The organism is Paenibacillus sp. NPDC058898, from assembly GCF_049316025.1.
Classification (GTDB): domain Bacteria; phylum Bacillota; class Bacilli; order Paenibacillales; family Paenibacillaceae; genus Paenibacillus_AQ.
The window spans coordinates 275,438-295,470 of record NZ_JBMOSM010000003.1 but is presented as its reverse complement, the minus strand read 5'-3'; the positions used below and the strand labels follow the sequence as shown (position 1 = coordinate 295,470).

The 20,033-nt window shown below is 50.3% G+C and carries 18 protein-coding genes; 15 read left to right on the top strand and 3 right to left on the bottom strand.

Going from position 1 to position 20,033, the window contains the following annotated elements; all coding sequences use genetic code 11:
- Position 1 precedes the first annotated feature (1 nt).
- The 5 genes from ACOZB4_RS09705 (at position 2) to ACOZB4_RS09685 (ending at position 5,352) form a co-directional block, all read left to right on the top strand.
- Positions 2–1,471, top strand: coding sequence for a rhamnulokinase (locus ACOZB4_RS09705; protein ID WP_379404374.1), 1,470 nt, complete (start codon positions 2–4; stop codon positions 1,469–1,471).
- Positions 1,472–1,501: 30 nt separating this feature from the next.
- Positions 1,502–2,278: a DeoR/GlpR family DNA-binding transcription regulator gene (locus ACOZB4_RS09700; protein ID WP_076322195.1), complete on the top strand. Its 777-nt coding sequence runs from the start codon at positions 1,502–1,504 to the stop codon at positions 2,276–2,278.
- A 102-nt stretch (positions 2,279–2,380) separates the two neighbouring features.
- Positions 2,381–3,118 carry a (Fe-S)-binding protein gene (locus ACOZB4_RS09695; RefSeq protein ID WP_339290641.1) on the top strand — a complete coding sequence of 246 codons (738 nt, stop codon included), beginning with the start codon at positions 2,381–2,383 and terminating at the stop codon, positions 3,116–3,118.
- Positions 3,105–4,625, top strand: coding sequence for a LutB/LldF family L-lactate oxidation iron-sulfur protein (locus ACOZB4_RS09690; RefSeq protein WP_076322016.1), 1,521 nt, complete (start codon positions 3,105–3,107; stop codon positions 4,623–4,625). The genes ACOZB4_RS09695 and ACOZB4_RS09690 overlap by 14 nt, the downstream gene beginning before the upstream one ends.
- Positions 4,618–5,352: a LutC/YkgG family protein gene (locus ACOZB4_RS09685; RefSeq protein WP_379404371.1), complete on the top strand. Its 735-nt coding sequence runs from the start codon at positions 4,618–4,620 to the stop codon at positions 5,350–5,352. The genes ACOZB4_RS09690 and ACOZB4_RS09685 overlap by 8 nt, the downstream gene beginning before the upstream one ends.
- 200 nt (positions 5,353–5,552) lie before the next feature.
- Here the strand turns inward: ACOZB4_RS09685 and ACOZB4_RS09680 are convergent, their stop codons facing one another.
- Together ACOZB4_RS09680 and ACOZB4_RS09675 are read right to left on the bottom strand one after the other, a co-directional pair.
- Positions 5,553–6,407, bottom strand: a complete 855-nt coding sequence (locus tag ACOZB4_RS09680) for an SDR family oxidoreductase (protein WP_379404369.1) — start codon at positions 6,405–6,407, stop codon at positions 5,553–5,555.
- Positions 6,408–6,852: 445 nt separating this feature from the next.
- Complete coding sequence (locus ACOZB4_RS09675; protein WP_422759535.1) at positions 6,853–7,098, bottom strand: hypothetical protein; 246 nt, start codon at positions 7,096–7,098, stop codon at positions 6,853–6,855.
- A gap of 275 nt (positions 7,099–7,373) precedes the next feature.
- Between ACOZB4_RS09675 and ACOZB4_RS09670 the strand changes: the two genes are divergently transcribed.
- The gene (locus ACOZB4_RS09670; RefSeq protein ID WP_379404367.1) at positions 7,374–8,882 is read left to right on the top strand and encodes a UDP-N-acetylmuramoyl-L-alanyl-D-glutamate--2,6-diaminopimelate ligase; all 1,509 of its coding nucleotides are present in this window, start codon (positions 7,374–7,376) and stop codon (positions 8,880–8,882) included.
- Positions 8,883–8,914: 32 nt separating this feature from the next.
- The gene (locus tag ACOZB4_RS09665; RefSeq protein ID WP_379404843.1) at positions 8,915–9,991 is read left to right on the top strand and encodes a PQQ-dependent sugar dehydrogenase; all 1,077 of its coding nucleotides are present in this window, start codon (positions 8,915–8,917) and stop codon (positions 9,989–9,991) included.
- A 110-nt stretch (positions 9,992–10,101) separates the two neighbouring features.
- Here the strand turns inward: ACOZB4_RS09665 and ACOZB4_RS09660 are convergent, their stop codons facing one another.
- Positions 10,102–10,749 (bottom strand): helix-turn-helix transcriptional regulator, encoded by a 648-nt coding sequence (locus tag ACOZB4_RS09660; protein WP_379404365.1) that lies wholly within the window; start codon positions 10,747–10,749, stop codon positions 10,102–10,104.
- Positions 10,750–11,036: 287 nt separating this feature from the next.
- Here ACOZB4_RS09660 and ACOZB4_RS09655 point away from each other — a divergent pair, with 287 nt between their 5' ends.
- The 8 genes from ACOZB4_RS09655 to ACOZB4_RS09620 all read left to right on the top strand — a co-directional run bounded on the left by ACOZB4_RS09655 (position 11,037) and on the right by ACOZB4_RS09620 (position 20,019).
- The gene (locus ACOZB4_RS09655) at positions 11,037–11,273 is read left to right on the top strand and encodes an indolepyruvate ferredoxin oxidoreductase subunit alpha (protein ID WP_015736133.1); all 237 of its coding nucleotides are present in this window, start codon (positions 11,037–11,039) and stop codon (positions 11,271–11,273) included.
- Between the two features lie 900 nt (positions 11,274–12,173).
- Entirely contained in the window at positions 12,174–13,334 is a 1,161-nt protein-coding gene (locus ACOZB4_RS09650; protein WP_076322010.1) for an ROK family transcriptional regulator, read from the top strand.
- Between the two features lie 28 nt (positions 13,335–13,362).
- Positions 13,363–14,367, top strand: coding sequence for an asparaginase (locus tag ACOZB4_RS09645; protein WP_339265940.1), 1,005 nt, complete (start codon positions 13,363–13,365; stop codon positions 14,365–14,367).
- Positions 14,368–14,461: 94 nt separating this feature from the next.
- The gene (locus ACOZB4_RS09640) at positions 14,462–16,051 is read left to right on the top strand and encodes a glutathione ABC transporter substrate-binding protein (RefSeq protein ID WP_339265938.1); all 1,590 of its coding nucleotides are present in this window, start codon (positions 14,462–14,464) and stop codon (positions 16,049–16,051) included.
- A 114-nt stretch (positions 16,052–16,165) separates the two neighbouring features.
- Entirely contained in the window at positions 16,166–17,092 is a 927-nt protein-coding gene (locus tag ACOZB4_RS09635) for an ABC transporter permease subunit (RefSeq protein ID WP_076322007.1), read from the top strand.
- A 12-nt stretch (positions 17,093–17,104) separates the two neighbouring features.
- Entirely contained in the window at positions 17,105–18,013 is a 909-nt protein-coding gene (locus ACOZB4_RS09630) for an ABC transporter permease (protein ID WP_339265936.1), read from the top strand.
- Positions 18,014–18,028: 15 nt separating this feature from the next.
- The gene (locus ACOZB4_RS09625) at positions 18,029–19,033 is read left to right on the top strand and encodes an ABC transporter ATP-binding protein (RefSeq protein ID WP_379404360.1); all 1,005 of its coding nucleotides are present in this window, start codon (positions 18,029–18,031) and stop codon (positions 19,031–19,033) included.
- Complete coding sequence (locus tag ACOZB4_RS09620; RefSeq protein ID WP_076322004.1) at positions 19,030–20,019, top strand: ABC transporter ATP-binding protein; 990 nt, start codon at positions 19,030–19,032, stop codon at positions 20,017–20,019. Before ACOZB4_RS09625 ends, ACOZB4_RS09620 begins: the two co-directional genes overlap by 4 nt.
- Positions 20,020–20,033: the final 14 nt, after the last annotated feature.

Genomic DNA, 20,033 nt, shown 5'->3' with positions numbered 1-20,033 from the left:
GTTGAGCATTCTTGCATTTGATTTGGGCGCAAGCAGTGGCAGGGCTATGCTGGGTCAATGGAATGGCCGAACCATCGACGTAACGGAAATCCACCGGTTCCCGAACGATCCGGTTCGAATCGGTGACCGTTTCCAATGGGATATATTACGGATCTACCACGAGGTGAAGCAGGGCCTGCTCCGGTTGAAAGGTCAGCATAATTTGCCGTCGAGCATCGGCATTGATACCTGGGCGGTGGATTATGGACTCCTGGATCGGAGCGGGGAACTGCTCATGAATCCGTATCATTATCGGGACACACGTACGGATGGCGTGATGGATCAGGTCTTCCGGGATGTGCCGCCTGCCGAGATCTTTGATCGGACGGGGATTCAGTTCCTCTCGTTCAACACAATCTATCAGCTGGCTTCATTGCAACGGCAGAAGCCCTACCTGCTTCAAGAAGCCGAGCGTTTTCTTATGATTCCCGATTTGCTGCGATACTTCTTGACCGGCGAGCTGGCGAATGAATTTACGAATGCTACCACAACGCAGCTGTTTAACCCGCTTTCGGCCAGCTGGGATGATCATCTCTTGAAATCATTAAATATCCCTCCTAAGTTATTTCATCCTGTTGTTCAACCCGGTACGCTTGTTGGAGCTCTGAGGTCATCCGTAACAGAGGAGCTGGGGATTCCATCCATTCCGCTCTATACGGTTGCAGAGCATGATACGGCTTCCGCCGTTGTCGCGGTTCCGGCACTGGAACGATCATTTGCTTACTTAAGCTGCGGTACCTGGTCGCTGATGGGAACCGAAGTCGACCAGCCTGTCATACATGAACGGGCCAGAGAGCTGAACTTCACGAATGAGGGAGGAGCGTACGGTACGTACCGGCTGCTCAAGAACATCATGGGACTTTGGATTCTACAGGAATGCCAGCGGACCTGGGGACGGGAAGGGTTAACGTACTCCTACCCCGAATTGGTTAATATGGCGGATGCGGTGCCAGCATTTGCTTGTTTCATTGATCCCGATGATCCTGTATTCCTCCCTGCAGGTGATATGCCGAAGCGGGTAGTGGAATATGCGGCCCGCACGAACCAGAGCGTTCCGCAGGGGATAAGTGCTCTTGTGCGCTGCATAATGGAGAGTCTGGCTATGCAATACCGTTATGTGCTGGAGTTGACTGAGGAATTGTCCGGGCAAAAATTTCAGGGCTTGCATATGGTAGGTGGTGGCATTCATAATGAAACATTATGTCAGTGGACTGCGAATGCGATAGGGAAGCCCGTTTGGGCAGGTCCCGCAGAGGGCAGTGCTATCGGCAATATGGCCGTGCAGTGGATCGCGCAAGGCGAGCTATCCGATATATGGGAAGCGCGCGCAGTCATTAGAGAGTCTTTCCCGGTCAAGACTTATGAGCCGAAGGAAACTCCCTTATGGGAGGAAGCTTACGGAGTGTTCGGTCAGCGGACCGGGAAGCGATAGAATATATAAACAGTAAGGATGGGCGGTATGATGCTGGTTGCAGAACGATATGAGAAAATAGTACAGTTGGTCAACGAAAGAGGGAGCATCCGAGTCTCCGAGCTGAGTCAGCTCTGCGGTGTAACGGAAGAAACGATTCGCCGCGATCTTGACAGGCTGGAACAGGCAGGGCGCCTGCGCCGTTCCCATGGCGGAGCGGTTAGCGTGAAGGATCAACCGGAAATTCAGCGGTCGCAGCCGGAAATACCGTATGCTGAGCGGGAAATCATGCATGCGCTGGAGAAGCAGCGAATCGCGGAGGAAGCGGTCAAGCGAATCCATCCGAATGATCGCATCCTGCTGGATGCAAGCTCTACGGCTTGGTACATGGCGAAAATCATACCGGATATTCCGATTACCGTGCTGACGAATTCGATAAAGGTGGCTGCTGAGTTGAGCACCAAGGAGAGGGTTCAGGTGATCTCCACAGGCGGCATTCTGGCTCATCGCTCCCTGTCCTTTGTCGGTCCGCTCGCAGAACGCTCGCTGGATGCTTACTACGTGGATAAAGCCTTTCTGTCATGCAAGGGTGTGCACATCGAGCGGGGCCTTAGCGAATCCAATGAGCTTCAAGCGAGAATCAAGCATAAAATGATCGGAATGACGGATGAGACCATTCTGCTCGCCGATGCCAGCAAATTCGGCACGCAGGCTTTTGCGCAGGTTGCCGATCTCTCCCAAGTGAATCTGATCATCACTGATCGCAGCTTGAAGGAAGAAGAAGCGGCACCTTATCGAGCATTGGGCATCAAGATCGAATCTGTATAGAGCAAGTTGCTATAACATATCACATAGAATCCCCCCGGTCCGGGGTTCTTGCTAGAGGCCGATTTCTCGGTCCATATCCTGATGATTAGCGGGGTGAAGAGGTTGAAGATTTCATTGTTTGTCACTTGTCTCAGCGACGCCTTGTTCCCGCGGGTAGCTGAATCGATGGCAAGATTGCTGGCAAGGTACGGCGTGCAGCTGGAATTCCCCGAAATCCAGACTTGCTGCGGCCAACCGGCCTATAACAGTGGTTATTGGGATGATGCACGCATAAGTGCCAAGACGATTCTGGACGCTTTTGACGATAGCGACTTCGTTGTGTCCCCCTCAGGCTCCTGCACGTATATGATTCATCATTATCCGGATTTGTTCAAGGACGATCCCATATACCTGGATAAAGCGAAAGCGCTTCAATCCAAATGCTATGAATTTACGCAATTCCTTGTTGACGTGCTGGGCGTGACCGATGTAGGCGCCGTTTATCCGCAAAAGGTAACCTATCATCCTTCCTGTCACGGAAGCCGCCTGCTCGGCGTTAAGGAGCAACCGATGAAACTGCTCAGCCACGTCAAGGGGCTGGAGCTTGTTCCCTTGCCTTTTGCCGAGGATTGCTGCGGGTTCGGTGGAACGTTTGCCGTGAAAATGGCGGACATTTCGGGGGCCATGGTGACAGAGAAAAGCGATCATGTGCTGGAGACCGAGGCGTCCGTGCTTGTCGGTCTCGATATGGCCTGCCTCATGAATATTGCCGGCAATCTGCGTCACCGGGGCGAGAAGGTTCAGGTTAAACATTTGGCCGAGCTTCTGTATGAGGGGGTGAGTGTACATGAGCACAGCTGAATCGAAAGCGCAGACGGTTAAGGAGCGTGCAGGCTACGCCCTTAATAACGATTTTTTGCGCAATGCGGTGAAGTTTACGACAGAGCGGTTGCGGCTTGGCAAAAAGCTTGCGTCGGAGGAACATGGCAACTGGGATGCGTGGAGGGAACGAGGACGCCAAATTCGGCTCCATACCATTGCGCACTTGGATTACTATTTGAATGAGTTTGCTGAACAGGCCAGGGCGAACGGAGCCCATGTCCATTTTGCGGAGACGGCGGAAGAAGCGGTCACGATCTCCTTGCAGATTGCGGAGCATAAGGCGGCCAAGTCCGTCGTAAAATCAAAATCGATGGTGTCCGAGGAGCTGCATCTGAACAAGGCGCTCGACTCGATCGGGGTGGAGGCCGTCGAAACGGATCTCGGTGAGTATATTATTCAGCTTGCGGATGAAACGCCATCTCATATCATCATTCCTGCCATCCATAAGAACCGCTATCAGATCGCGGAGCTGTTGTCCGCAGAGGCAGGCGAAACGCTGCCGCCCGATACGGCGATTATGGCGGGTTTTGTCCGCATGAAGCTGCGCGAGAAATTCCTTGAAGCGGACATTGGCATGACGGGTTGTAATTTTGCGATCGCCGAGACGGGCTCGATGGTATTGTTCGAGAATGAGGGCAATGCCCGCATGGTGACGACGGTGCCCAAGACACAGATTACCCTGATGGGCATGGAGCGGATTATCCCGTCATGGGCGGATCTCGAAGTGATGGCTACCTTGCTGCCGCGCTCGGCGACGGGTCAGAAGCTGACAGTCTACATGTCTGGAATCAGTGGTCCGAAGAGAGAATTGGATGCCGATGGTCCGGACGAAATGCATATTATCATCATCGATAACGGACGTTCTCTCCAGCTCGGCGACCCCGAATTTCAGGAGCTGCTCAACTGCATACGCTGCGGCGCATGCCTGAATGCTTGTCCGGTATATCGCCATATTGGCGGGCACGCCTATGGAGGCACATATAGCGGCCCCATCGGTGCCGTATTAACACCGGCCTTGAACAAGAATGTCGCGGAATGGGACGATATCGCCAACGCATCCAGCCTGTGCGGGGCCTGTTATGAAGCATGCCCCGTGAAGATTCCGCTGCATGATATGCTGGTTTCCCTGCGCCGCCGGAAGATTGAAGCTGGGCGCGGTGACAAGCTGGAAGCGATGGGAATGAAGGGCTTCTCGGCGATTATGGGGAATGCCAAGCGTTACCGTAGTGTGGTATCCCTCGGAAAGTGGGGGCAGAAATTGGTGGTGCGAGGCGGGGAAATCCGAACGAGGATCGGTCCTTTGAAGGGGTGGAATTCGTACAGGGTAACGCCGAGTCTCCCTAAGGAATCCTTCCGTGACCGATGGTCGGAGATGGAGCAGGATATTCGCAGAACCTCCGGGTCGATGGACCCTGAAATCGCAAACCGATTGAAGGAGCGGCTTCAGCAGCAGAAGTCCGGAAAGGGGGAGAATGCCCATGACTAACGAAACTGATCGCAGCTGGCTGAACCGTCTTGAAGAACAGTCTCGCAAGAAGCAGGAGCAGTTCATGGATGGAATCGCCGCGAAGCTGGGGAGAGACCGGGTTTGCACCGCCCCGGAGCACCCTTTCCGCGGTGCCCCCGACTTCTGGAATGAATTTGAGTGGCCGCTTGAGGAGAGGATTACACAGTTTACCGCCAACTTTGAAGCGGCCGGGGGCCATGTGGTAAGGCTGAGCAATCGCGAAGAGATCAGCCGGTTTATCAGGGACAAAGCGAAGGAGATGAGTGCGGCTACGATTCTTCGTCAGCAGGAAGAGGCACTGGACCGCCTGGGGCTGGAGGAGAGCCTGCCGGAGGCTCTTGTTCTCTCCTGGAATGATGCAGCGGACACGGACTGGAGGGCTGTAGCGGCCAGGGCCGATTTTGGCGTCGTCTTGGCGGATTACGCAGCGGCTTATACCGGTTCGATTACGGTGAAATCGTCCCCGCATAAAGGCAGATCCGTCAGCCTGCTGCCGACCGTGTTGATGGCTATCATCCCTGTAGAGCGTATGGTTACCCGACTCGGCGAGATTCTGATTCAGTTCGATCAGTCCGGACGCGAGCAGTTGCCGGCGGGAATCCACTTCATCTCGGGTCCGAGCCGTTCCGCCGATATCGAGAATGATCTTACGATTGGCGTTCACGGGCCAGGCATCGTGTATGCACTGCTGGTTGATTCCTATTAGAGTTAACGAATAACATAGGAAACACAGGATACCGGATAGCCCCAAGCGGGAGCAGTTATGACATGCTCACGGCTTGGGGCTATTATAAGATTATGGAATGTATAAGTTTTCAGTGAAGCTGAAAATTTCGATAAACCTCTAAAGGCAGTCTGTCTGCTGTAGTAAAAGTACGTCGATAGATGTTTTTCTTACCTATGAGGTTATTTGCCTTTGCGTGTCAGTTCGGCCAGACGGTCCCATTGCTCATGGGTCACTTCCGCCAAGTCGTTGAATTGCCCCGCACCCCTCAGCCATTCGCCGCCATCGATGGTGATCACGTCACCATTAATATAACCAGCAAAATCGGAAATGAGATAAGCGGCAAGATTAGCCAGTTCTTCTGCGTCCCCTACGCGCTTCAGGGGGATGCGGTCGATCATTTTTTGCTCCAGGTCCGGCGTAGGCGATAATCTTGACCAAGCGCCTTCGGTCGGGAACGGACCCGGGGCGATCGCTACCTGACGGATGCCGTAAGGGGCCCATTCCACCGCGAGAGATCGTGTCAGCGCAAGCACACCCGCTTTTGCAGCTGCCGAAGGGACCACATAGCCAGAGCCTGTCGAGGCATATGTTGTGACGATGTTGAGCATCGTTCCGCTTGTGCCCTGTTCAATCCAGCGTTTGCCGACTTCAAGGGTTGCGTAGAAGGTGCCGTGCAGCACAATGTTCAGCACGGCATCTACAGCCCGAGGGGAGAGACGCTCCGTGGGGCTTATAAAATTCCCGGCTGCATTGTTGACAAGCACATCAATGCCTCCGTAATGCTGCTCTGCCGCTTCAACAAGAGCCGAGATCTGCGCAGGGTCCCGTACATCGCAGCTCTTGTACCATACCTCGCAGCCCTGCTGTCTTAGTTCTTCAGCAGTTTGCTGCAGAACTTCCTCACGGCGTCCGCAGATGGCGAGTTTGGCGCCAAGGTCGGCAAATTTCTCCCCCATGGCACGCCCCAGCCCCGTGGCGCCTCCCGTGATCAATACGACTTTATTCTGAAGTAAATCGTCAGTGAACGGTCCCATCGATGGTTCTCCTTTCAAGCAGATATGGAGTAGCGTAGCGCATCCTCTGTACACATCCTTTATTGGCGGGCTGCATTAACATCTGGCAACATTGGTGTTGCAACCGCTTACTTCCAGCGTAACATGGTTAAGGCTTCCAGTCATCACATTCTTTAAGTGATTCCCGATTGCAACCGGACAAGGTGATGGAGCGAATACTCTCCACTAAAAAAGCCTCATTATCCAACGAGGGATATAGAGAATAACATCCAGAACCAGAGAGGCGTTACCAGATGAATTTTCTAACTTGGTTCGTCCGGGCCAGTTAATCTTTCTCATGATATATTTACCTCATTTCAAATGAATTTGTTGGAATTAAAATTCCAAGTGCTTGCACCTTTAACATGTCATGATCGTCTATTTCATTATCACACCAACTAGCATTGGAAACAAATGATTTACCTCCCTACCCAATATGTGTAACGATGACCTGCAATACCGAAAACGAACCCATGATCAGACCGACTATTATTGCGATTACAGCCCTGAATTTAATTTTCAATAAATCAATATCATCTTGTTCTACATCCTCAGGAATTCCATTGAACATTCGTAACCAATCATTATCTGGATGATTGAAGACATACAAGCCGAACAAAACGATCAGAACGTTGACCGTTATGATCAGAGCATAGAGTATTAGTAACAACATAAGATCAACCCCTTGATGTTAAATACGCAGGAGCCAAATGAAAGTTCCAGTATATGGGAGGATTAGTAGATATCGTGCGCACTGCTCCCCCTGTGCGCATGGTCGAGCTTGATCATCACAAAAATCCGCCTTTTTAAGTTTCAGAATGTGTTTGCTTGGTTAGGTTAATAAGAAATACTGGTTAAAACGATACATCGTCATAAATTCTACATCTTATATATCACACTGCCACTGATCATGGGATTTTGATTACATCACGAGATGAGGAACCTGACATGATTCTGAAATCACTGACGGAGCAGCTGATACTTAAGACCATAACGGGCAGTACTTCCGTGGATATCACGAACTTGGATACAGATTCAAGAGAGATTCGGCCTGGCGGCCTGTTTGTCTGTGTCCCGGGCTTTCACGTGGACGGCCATGATTATGCCCGGCATGCGATAAGCAACGGCGCAGTTGCCATTGTAGCTGAGCGGGAGCTGCCAGTGCTTCCAGGAAACGTAACGCGTATAACGGTACCGGATACCCGAAGAATTCTGCCGATTCTCGCAAACGCTTTTTTTGAAGATCCCACGCAGCGGTTGAAACTGATCGGAATTACCGGGACGAACGGCAAGACAACGACAACCCATATGGTAGAAAAAATACTTAATGACGCTCACCGCAAAACGGGCATTATTGGCACACTTTACATGAAGATCGGAGATCATATGGAGAAGACGCTGAATACCACGCCGGATACGATCCAACTGCAGCGTTATTTTCACACGATGGTCACTCATGGCGGGGCCTATGCCGTGTTGGAAGTGTCTTCGCACGGATTGGATATGGGGAGAGTGCGCGGATGCGATTTTCAGACCGTGGTCTTTACGAATTTAACGCATGATCATCTGGACTTCCACCAGAATATGGAGGGCTATCGCAATACGAAGGAGCTTTTGTTCGCCCAGATCGGTAACAGTAACCGTGATATGCTGAAGAAGGCCGTCCTGAATGCGGATGAAGAAGCATCGTCCTATTATGCAAAACGTACATCCGCACAGATCGTAACCTATGGCATTCGTAACGAGGCTGATGTTCGGGCAACACAAATTCAAAACATGCGTGAAGGTTGCACATTTCATGTAGAAACGCCATGGGGACACGGCGACTTCAGTCTGAAGGTGCATGGTGTTCACAATGTGTATAACGCACTTGCTGCCATAACCACTTGTTTGCTGGAAGGGGTAACGCTTGAAGAAATCCGTAGAAGTCTTCACCAATTTGCAGGGGTTCATGGACGATTTCAAGAAATAGAAACAGGACGAAGATTTCACGTGGTTGTGGATTATGCGCATAATCCAGGTGGACTTAAGGCAACTTTGCAATCCGCCAAAGAAATCACTTCAGGAAAAATGATATGCGTGATGGGCTGCCGGGGCGAAAGAGATCGCTTGAAACGTCCGCTCATGGCGGACATCGCAGCTTCGTATTCGGATTATGTATTGTTCACGACAGACAATTCGTTCTCGGAGGATCCGGAGCAGATTATGGCTGAGATGCTGGGTGGCTTAACCTCGCATGAAGCGGGGAATTGGGAGGTGATCCTGGATCGTAAAGAAGCCATTCAACGAGCTGTGGAATTGGCAGGTGACGAGGACAGGATCATTATTACCGGAAGAGGACATGAGACCCGTTATGTAGCAGGCAGCCAGATCGAATCGTTTAGCGATGAGGATATTGTATTGCGTTCCTTGCTGGACATGGAGCAAGGCATCCAGATGATGACACCGGAGCTATAAAATTACCCGGGAGGTGCTGGATTTTGAAACGAATGGTGGTTGGGGCAACTTTAATTGCAGCTTTGCTGCTTATTACTGCCTGTACACAGTCTTCTCCTTCTAAGGAAGAAGGGAGGCAGGAAGATCATCGGGAGGAAAAAAATGATTCCGCTTATCAAGTGCTTGCAGAGCAGTTGAGGGCACCTTGGTCTATCGATTTTGACGGCGATACGATTTATATTAGCGAGCGGGAAGGAAATATCGTTCAGATCAAGGACGGCACTTTTACCAGACAGTCGGTACATACCGAGAAGTCAGTCGCCCATCAAGGAGAAGGCGGATTCCTAGGCTTTGCGTTAGCTCCTGATTTTCAAAATTCCGGCAAGGCCTTCGCCTACCACACCTATAATCAGGATGGAAAAGTCATGAACCGGTTGGTCCTTCTAAAGCAGGAGGGGAATCAATGGACAGAGTCACATGTCTTTCTTGAGCGCATTCCCGGCTCCAACGTACATAACGGCGGCAGAATTGCGATCGGACCTGATGGGATGCTCTACGTAACGACGGGAGATTCGGGTGAAGGAGAGCTTGCGCAAAACCAGGAGAGCCTTGCAGGCAAAATATTGCGATTGACGCTGGATGGCAAGGTCCCGACGGATAATCCGACCGCAGGTTCTTATGTATATACGTTAGGGCATCGAAATTCACAGGGCTTGGCTTGGAATTCCGAAGGTGAATTCTACAGCTCAGAGCATGGACCGTCCGGCACACCCGGCGGACATGATGAGATTAATGAGATCACGGCTGGCAGCAATTACGGCTGGCCCGAGATTATCGGGGATGAACAGCAAGAGGGCATGAAATCCCCGCTCTACCACAGCAGCGAAACGGCTATTGCTCCTTCAGGCATCGCTTTTGATGAGGAGGATCACATGTACGTGGCCACCCTTCGCGGCCAGAAGCTGTACCGATTTCAGCCGGAGAATGCCTTGCTTGAGTTGGTATTGGAGGGTGAGGGTCGATTAAGAGACGTCAAAGTCCATGACGGCAAAACCTATGTCATTACCAACAATACCGATGGTCGGGGGGTGCCCTCCGATCAGGATGATCGACTGCTGGTGCTGAAATAATTCAAAGAATTGTACATGTCTTGCAATTTGAGAGAATAAGATAGGACAAGTACAATAACAAAAAAGGCCCCTTCCTGTATGGAAGGAGCTTGAAGTGGCAATAACAGATATTATGTTTGTTTGGCTTCGGTTTGTTTTCGAATACGGTAGACGCATTTTTTGTCGCCCTTGGCAAGGCACTCGGTACGTTCCACATCCGCCTCCAGCAAGGATTGAAACAGGTCAAGCTCACAGCGGCATGCGTGTTGGTACCGGTTGGCTATTTGGGATATGGGGCAGTTCAGTTCTTCGAGGAGATATTCTTCTTCGTTGACTTTTTTGTAATCCACCATATATCCGTTGTCATTCTGAACCTGGGCCAGGGCTGCAACTCGATCTTCGAGCGCATCGGCTTTCACCGTAGGCGTGTACTTGTTCAGTAATGTATCCTTACGCTTGTCGAACAGCCGTGAAATCATTTCATCACCGGACTCGTCCTGCAGTTCGTTCAGCAGATCGAGTGCAAGTGCATGATAGTTCTTAGGGAAAAAATCTTCGGCGGATTCCGTAAGACTATATAAGGAGACGGGTCTTCCCATCGGTTGTTTCACGGTTCGATAGGTGATGTAACCCTCGCTCTTCAAGCTCTCCAGATGGCGCCGAACGGCCATCCCTGTTATGCCCAGTGCCTCGGTAATGGATTTTGTGCTGAGTTCACCATTTATTTTTAACATTTGCATGATATACTCGCGAGTACTGTATGCGACTTCTTGATCCACTATAATCACCGCCTTGTTTCTCGATGAATGCTTTCTTTTTTAACAAAAAAGGTTAAAAAGCAATATGTCTCATCTTATGTCTTTACTTTCTATAAGTCAACCGGAATGGCTGTTTTGAGGCTATCATCACGCGGTTTATTGACAATTGGCATGATTAACCACATAATTATGATATATTTTAGTATAAAAAGTATAGAATAATAAGGAATTGATGAAGTTTGAGCTTTTTGCAATGATAGCCAGTCGAATGTTTGAAAGATTATTACACTCGGGAAGGTGGAATACGGATGTACGTTATTGGCTCAGCTTGTATTGAAGAGAAAGCGGGAGAATGCGTTGACGTTTGCCCTGTGGATTGCATAGAAGAAGGAGATGACCAGTTCTATATCGATACCGATATTTGTATCTCCTGCGGGGCTTGCGAAGCGGCTTGTCCGGTTGCGGCCATTTTCTATTTTGAGGATCTGCCGGAAGACCAGAAGCATTATTTTGATAAAGCAGTTGAATATTACAAAAACAAGTAGGGGCGCTCCGGTTTGGTTCGCTCCGGTTTGAGGCTATCCGCTCTGTTGTCCGTCCGTTTCCAGAATGAAATGGTAAGGTAGAAACGGACTCCCAAAGGATCTGCTATCCTCAAACCTCCGCTGGGTGGGTAAAAGATTAAAGAGCAATAACAGATCAAAGACTAGAGACAACAGATTAAAGATAAGAGATTAATGATAGAAGACTAATGATTAAAAGAAATAGCCATTTGTTAAAAGATCCAAAAGAGAGTCAGCTATAGTAAAAGGGATTCAATAAATGTCAAAGCCAGAGCATTCAAAAATTCAGGATCAAACTGTAGGTTCAGCGCATTCTATCAAGAATCAGAACAATATGAATATAAAGTTTCTATATACATAAGCCATCCGGGATCATTTGAGGGTCACCTCGAATTTATTTCTCGGGTGGTTTAATTCGTTTTAGGCGGATCATGCAGGGAAGCAACTAAAGACCTGGGACAATACCGGAAATATCATAGATTTCCTCCTTTTGAAGCCATCCGAGATGAAGAATGCCCCAATCATTCTTTCCTCAGATGGCTTTATTTATGAGGTAGAACGACGTTGTTATCTACATTTTAGGAAACTTCGTGTTAAGTTGATGTCATATTGTGCGCGAAGCGCGGTCATCTGTATGTATGTAGGAGATTGAATTTCTTTCGCAAAATATTGAAACACTTACATTTCCAGAAGCAAAAAAATATTAATTTAAATGTGTCATATATATTGACACATTTACAAAACACGTTTTATTATTAATATCACTGGAGAATAAAAATAATGAATTTGATAATAATCACGGTTTTTTGATGATTTCGGATCGTTTTATTTGGAAAAATGATCTAATTAATCTACTGGTGAAATTAAATAGGGGATGTCTTCATGAAAAAGCATGATCAAGACTTTATGAAGCGGCAGAACAGACTCACAGTATTCCAAATCATCAAGAACGAACAGCCGATTTCAAGAGCAGCTATTGCCAAACAGACGGGAATGAGTCCGACAACGGTCAGCCGGATCGTATCGGAGCTGACGGAAGAAGGGTACGTTCACGAAACGGAAGAACAAGCCTCGGCGGGACGCGGAAGAAAGTCTTCCTTAATAAGACTGCTGGATACGGCGGTCATCTCGATTGGCGTTGAGCTCGATCGCCATCAAGCCCATATTGGCTTCATCGATGTTCAGGGAAATGTATTGTGCAGCGGAAGTTTTCCGAGAGCATCGGAGGATACAGCCGAAGCCACGGTGGCCCAAATTGCATACACCATTGAGGAACTCATCGCGGAATGCGATATCGATCGCAGGCGGGTGGTGGGCATTGGTGTAGGACTGCCGGGTATCATCGATGTTGATGCCGGAGTGGTTAACTTCTCGGTACAGCTTGGTTGGAAGAATGTGAGGCTTGCCGAGAGGCTCAAGGAATTAACTGGACTTCAAGCGGTGGTAGACAATGAGCTTAAGGTAAAGGCGTTGGCAGAGCAGCTTAAAGGCTCGGCATACGGCTCCAACCGGACGGTTCTCCTTGGGTTCGGTAATGGCGTAGGCTCAGCGCTGATCCTGGAAGGGGAGATTTACCGCGGGGTGACCAATAGCGCGGGGGAAATCGGACACACGACCGTTGATCCTGAAGGTATGATGTGTGACTGCGGAAAAGCCGGTTGCCTCCAAACGTATATCAATATACCGTCCTTGTTGTCGGAAGCCAGCAAGATTAAGCCTGTTCGTACGATTGAGGAACTGTTCGCGGAAAGACGGGCTGGAACACGATGGGCGACCTATTTAATCGATAGGGCACTCGCGTATATGGCGATTACGATTAATAACGTCGTCAGCATGTACAATCCGGACAGCGTCATATTGAGTGGTGAGATTCTGGACAAGTTTCCTGAAGTATATGAAGAGATCACCGACCTGTGCTACTCACAGTATATCTGGGAACCGCTTCAGGATTCCTTCACGATTGTCCGCTCCGAGCTTCACGAACATGGGGTCATCATAGGGTCGGGACTTGTCGCACAGGATCGTTATTTTCGATTGAATTAATACAACTGGAGATCGGGGGAGCAAAATCATGGGATTTGTGCCATTGGTAGAGGAATATCGCGGAAACGTACTGGAGAACATTCACTATGGAGCGATCAGCGTTGTAGACGAGAACGGAAAGGTGGTTTATGCAGCGGGTGATCCGCATCATATGACCTTTCTGAGATCGGCGGCTAAACCATTCCAAGCAATACCGGTAATGAAACGCCGGATTGACGAGGTGTACGGACTTACGGGGGAAGAAACGGCCTTGTTTGCCGCTTCCCACCGGGGCGAACGCTTCCACATTGATGCATTGGAATCTATTTTGAAGAAAACCGGGATTCAGGAAGAAACGCTACACTGCTGCGCAACTTATCCATTGAATGAGGATGCCAAGGCGCAGCGCCATCGAGATCATGAGGACAAGCGGCGGATCTTCCATAACTGCTCGGGTAAGCACAGCGGCTTGATTGCTTTGTGTAAGCATATGGGCTGGGACGAGAGCACGTATTACAAGCCGGAGCATCCGGTTCAGCAAGAGATCATCGAGACGCTGGCTTATTTTGCCGAAGTTCCGGTTTCCTCGATTCCGCAAGGCATTGATGGCTGTGGGCTTCCCATTTTTGCGCTTCCGCTGGACCGTATCGGATACGCTTTCCTTAAGCTGGCCTGCCCGGATTTGATCAAGGACGCGGAGACGGCGGATGCAGCTGCCAGAATGGCAAAGCTGATGAATGAGTATCCGGATATCATTGCAGACACGAAGTTTGTGTGCTCCGCCTTGCTCCGGGACCACAACCTGGCAGCCAAGGGCGGTGCCAAGGGTGTGTATGGCATCGGACTTCGGAAAGAACGCTTGGCGATCTCGCTTAAAGTATCCGATGGCTCCGAGCAAGTATGGCCATGCATTATCGCTTCCATTCTGGAGCGCCTCGGTTACAGCGATCAGGCTACGATCGACCGCTTGTATGCGCTTGTTCCGAATGAGATTTTCAACGATGGCGGTACGCTGGTTGGGAAGCGACGCGCGGTGTATGAATGGAATGTTTAAGCTGTGAGGAACTCAAGGCGATCGGCAGGATGTTATATGCAGACGCGGCGAGTGAATCTATAGATATTCACTACATCAAAGGGGGAGTAAAACAATGAGATTCAAAGGTAGAACATGGTCACTGCTCATGCTGCTGCTCGCATTTACGATTGTTGCGGCAGGCTGCGGCGGAAACAGCGGAAGCGGCAAAGGGGCAAGTGAAGGCGGCGGCGAGAGTAAGCCGGTGACAAAAGATAACAAAGATGTTGTCATTGCGATTAACGCCAACTTCATTACGCTTGACCCTCACAATGCCGGAGACACGCACTCCATTTCCGGTGCACGCACGATGTACGAAGGTTTGATGGGCTTCAACGAGAAGATGGAACTCGTTCCTGTGCTGGCTGAAGACTACAAGATCAGCGAAGACGGCCTGACTTACACATTCAATCTGCGCCAGAACGTAAAGTTCCATGATGGAACGGATTTCAATGCAGAAGCTGTAAAAGTCAACCTGGATCGCATCATGGATGAAAAGAACAATCTTAGAATGCGTAAAAGCTTCTCTACCGTCGCCGATGTTAAAACTCCGGATGACCACACGGTTGTCATCACCCTTAGCCAACCGTACAATGCTTTCTTGAACAAGACCGCGATGGCGCTGATGATCAGCCCGAAAGCGCTCAAGGAAAGTGCTGACATCACGAAGAATCCTGTTGGTACGGCGGCATACAAGTTCAAGGAATGGATTCAAGGTGACCGCCTTGTCGTTGTAAAGAATGAAGATTACTGGCAAGAAGGTCTTCCGAAGGTAGACAGCATTACGTTCAAACCGGTACCGGAGAACGGTTCCCGGATCGCGATGCTGAAGACGGGCGAAGCGGATTTCATCTATCCAATGCCTACCGAGCAAGTCTCTGAAGTAGAAGGCGATTCCAATATCGTCATTGATAAGACCGATTCCACCATCGTTCGTTATATTACGCTTAACACCATGAAGAAACCTTATGACGATCTGAAGGTTCGTCAAGCCATCAACTATGCTATCGATAAAGATGCTTACATTAAAGTAGTTAAATCCGGACTGGGCTCGAAGCTGAACTCTTCCATGTCCTCCATGACGCAGTATTACGCTGAGCAATCCGGTTATGAGTATGACCCGGAGAAAGCCAAATCCCTCTTGGCGGAAGCAGGCTATCCAGATGGATTCGAAGCTGAGATTTGGGGAGAAAACGATTCCGAAACGGTAAAAGGCATGCAGTTCATTCAGCAGCAGCTGGCGCTTGTCGGAATCAAAGTTGAACCGAAATCGATGGAGGGTGCTACCCTGTCTGATCAGATTAACTCGGCTACGCCGGAAAACGCAAAAATTCAAATGTGGTATGTAAGCTGGTCCCCTTCGTCAGGTGATGCTGACGGTGCAACAAAGGGTCTGTTCAGCAGTGAATTCTTCCCGCCAGCTGGTTCCAATACAGCATACTACAAGAACGACAATGTAGATCAATGGATCAAGGATGCTAACGCCTCCGTAAAAGCTGAAGATGCAAAAGAAATCTATGCAAACATCCAAAAACAAATCTGGGAAGACGCTCCTTGGGCATTCCTCGGGGTCGATCAGGTCATCACCGGCAAGAGAGCTTATCTTGAAGGCGTTAAAGCTCTTCCGGACGGATCGATCAGCGTGATCAACGCAGAAGTCAAATAATCAGGCAGCGAAGAGCTTGCTAAACGTATACCTTGTGGTGGGCCGCCTCTTGAATCAATAAGGAAGCGGTCCATCGTATTTTAAAAGCTGGCATGTTGAAAGGAGGCACATCCTTTGGGAAGATATGCAATTCAGAGGCTGCTGGGTGTTATCCCGCTGTTGTTCGTTGTATCTATTCTTGTATTTATGTTCATTCACCTTATTCCTGGAGATCCGGCACGACTTGTTGCAGGTAAGGATGCCACCCTTGAGGAGATCAACGGGATTCGAGAGCAGCTAGGCTTAAACTTGCCGCTATGGCAGCAGTATGTGAACTACATGGGTGATCTGTTGAAGGGTGACTTGGGTGTATCCGTTACTTCCGGTTTACCGGTGACGGACATGTTGGAAAGCCGCTTTTTTCCGACGATTGTCCTGACCTTTACCAGCCTTGGCTGGGCACTGGTCATTGGTCTGATCATTGGTATCGTATCTGCCGTTAATCGCGGAAAATGGCCGGACTATATCGGGATGTTGACGGCGATATCCGGTATTTCCCTGCCAGGCTTCTGGCTTGGTCTTGTACTTATTCAAATTTTCTCTGTCGAGCTGGGCTGGTTCCCGACAGGCGGTGTCGACAGCTGGCAGTCCTACATTCTGCCTTCCTTTACGCTGGGGGCCGGAATTATGTCCATGCTGGCAAGGTACTCCCGTACATCGATGCTGGAGACGATGCGTGAGGATTATGTCCGGACGGGACGCGCGAAGGGTCTGAGGGAATTCGTTGTAGTCGGAAGACACGCACTGCGCAACTCCCTGATTCAGGTCGTGACCGTAGCGGGACTGCAGTTCGGATTTTTGCTGGGCGGCTCAGTTATGGTTGAGACGGTATTCAGTATTCCCGGCATGGGGCGACTCTTGGTAGACTCGATCGCGTTCCGTGATTATACCGTCATTCAAGCGCTATTACTGCTGTTTGCAGCCGAATTTATTCTGATTAACCTGATTGTCGATTTATTGTACGGTGTACTGAATCCAAAAATCCGGTATGCATCGAAATAGGAGGGGGAACCCATGAGCGACAATTCAACAGTGACGGTCAATTCCTCCGTACCGGAGGATACGCTTGCGAAGAGCCAGGCAACTGGCAAATTTAAAGCGTTCACGTCTAAATTCATGAAACAAAAGCTTGCTGTTATATCAAGCGGATTTATCTTGTTACTACTAGTGCTGGCGGTGATCGGTCCGCAAATCGTTCCGTATCCTCCGAATGAGCCGAACTATGATGCGATGATGCAAGGCCCGTCGGCTGCCCATTGGGCAGGTACGGATGAGTACGGTCGTGATATTCTGAGCCGCTTGATTGACGGAACAAGGTTGACCATGGTGGTCAGCTTAAGCGCCGTATTTATATCCGCAATTCTCGGTACGATTCTCGGACTGATCAGCGGGTACTATGGCGGCTGGATCGACCGTCTTATCATGCGAGGCAGTGACGTCATGTTCTCCTTCCCCGATCTGCTGCTTGCGATCGGTATCGTAGCGATTCTGGGGCCGGGCTTATCCAATGTGGTGATCGCTGTGGCGGTCTTCGGGACGCCGTCGTTTGCCAGAATCATCCGAAGCGTAACACTCTCCGCCAAGGAGTCTTTATATGTAGAGGCGGCAAGATCCATGGGCGCCAAGCATAACCGGATTATATGGAAGCATATTTTTCCTGAGACGGTTCCCAGCATCATTGTCAACGTGTCGATGAGAATCGGCGGCGCCATTCTGGCTGCTTCTTCGTTAAGCTTCCTCGGACTCGGTGCCAAGCCGACGGAACCGGACTGGGGCGCCATGCTCAGTATGGGGCGCGATTACTTAAGTATTGCACCGCATATCGTGTACTACCCGGGACTTCTGATATTCCTGACCGTGCTAGCATTCAATCTGATCGGTGACGGACTGAATGATGCCCTTGATCCGAAAACGAAAAACTAATAGGGGGGATAGATCGTGACGCAAACATTGCTTGAAGTAAAGGGTCTCAAAACCGAATTCAAACGCGATGGCTCATCGGTGCTTGCCGTAGCAGGGGTCGATTTTCACATCAATAAAGGCGAAGTGCTTGGACTCGTGGGTGAATCCGGATGCGGCAAAAGCGTGACCTCCCTGTCCATTATGAGGCTTCTTAAAGATACGCCCGGCCGAATATCCGGGGGCTCGGTAAGCTTTGAGGGTAAGGATCTCGTACAAATGTCGGAAAAAGAAATGCGCCGCTATCGTGGAAACGAGCTGGCCATGATCTTCCAAGAGCCGATGACATCGCTTAATCCCGTCCTTCGTATCGGGAAACAGCTGGAGGAATCCATCATGCTGCACTTGGGCTATAGCCGCAAGAAAGCGCGGCAGCATGCCATCGACTCGCTCAAACTCGTGGGTATTCCGCGGGCTGATGAAGTTGTGGATGACTATCCGCACCAATTGTCCGGCGGTATGCGACAGCGGGTCATGATTGCGATGGCGATGTCCTGCAATCCGAAGCTGCTGATTGCCGACGAGCCGACCACCGCCCTTGACGTCACGATTCAGGCTCAGATCCTGGATCTGATGAATCGACTGAAGACCGAGCAGGAAATGGGCATGCTGCTTATTACCCATGATCTTGGCGTCGTGGCCGAAATGTGCGACCGGGTGGTTGTCATGTACGCAGGCAGAGTCGTGGAAGAGGCGACGGTTGAAGAGCTGTTCGAGAACCCTCAGCATCCGTACACCAAAGGACTCATTCATTCAGTGCCCAAGCTTAGACAAAAGGTGCGCCGTTTGGAATCCATTCCAGGGAATGTGCCGGATCTGCGGAACATGCCGAAAGGCTGCAAGTTTGCCCCGCGGTGTCCGTTCGTGATGGAGCAGTGCCTCTCCCAGGAGCCGGAGCTTCTCCCTGTCGCACAGGAAGAACATCGCAAGAGCCGCTGCTGGCTGACACAGGAAGGTCACTCGAAGGGAGGAGAAACCGCATGAAAGAAACACCTCTATTAGAAGTAAAGAATTTGCAGAAATCATTCACGGTGAAAAAAGGATTCTTCGGTACGTCCAAGCAGCTTCGTGCCGTGGATGGAATCTCCTTCGCGATCCATAAGGGCGAGACCTTCAGTCTGGTTGGCGAAAGCGGCTGCGGCAAATCGACGACAGGCCGCTTGGTGACCCGTCTGCTGGCGCCAAATAGCGGCGAGGTCCTGTTTAACGGAACGGATATTAGCGGATACAATGAGAATCAGATGCGTCCGCTGCGCAAAGACATGCAGATGGTCTTCCAGGATCCATACGCTTCCCTAAATCCAAGAATGAAGGTCAAAGAACTGGTCGCGGAACCCTTGCTCATTCATACCAAGCTGAGCACCAAAGAGCGGGACAAACTGGCTTGCGAGCTGCTGGAAACGGTCGGATTGAACAGCTTCCATGCCGAACGCTTTGCCCATGAGTTTAGCGGCGGTCAGCGGCAGCGGATCGGCATTGCCAGAGCGCTGTCCGTGCGTCCGAATCTGATCGTAGCCGACGAACCAGTATCAGCGCTGGATGTTTCCATCCAATCGCAGGTGCTGAACCTGCTGCAGGATCTTCAGGAGGAATACGGCCTGACTTATCTGTTCATCTCCCATGATCTCAGCGTGGTTGAGCATATCAGCGATCGGATTGGTGTCATGTATCTGGGCGCGCTCGTGGAGACGGCCGATAAAGATACGCTGTACGACCGCCCACTGCACCCTTATACTCAAGCCCTGCTGTCCTCGGTACCTGTTCCGGATCCGAAGCAGAAGAAGGAACGGATCATTCTGAAGGGAGATCTGCCGAGTCCGGTGAATCCGCCCACAGGCTGCCGCTTCCATACACGCTGTCCATCCTGCATGGAAGTGTGCAAGCAGATTACGCCGGTTTATCGTGAGGTGGAGCCGGGCCATCAGGTGGCATGCCATTTATATGACGAAGAAATCATGAAAAATGCTTAACAGCGTTGATTCTC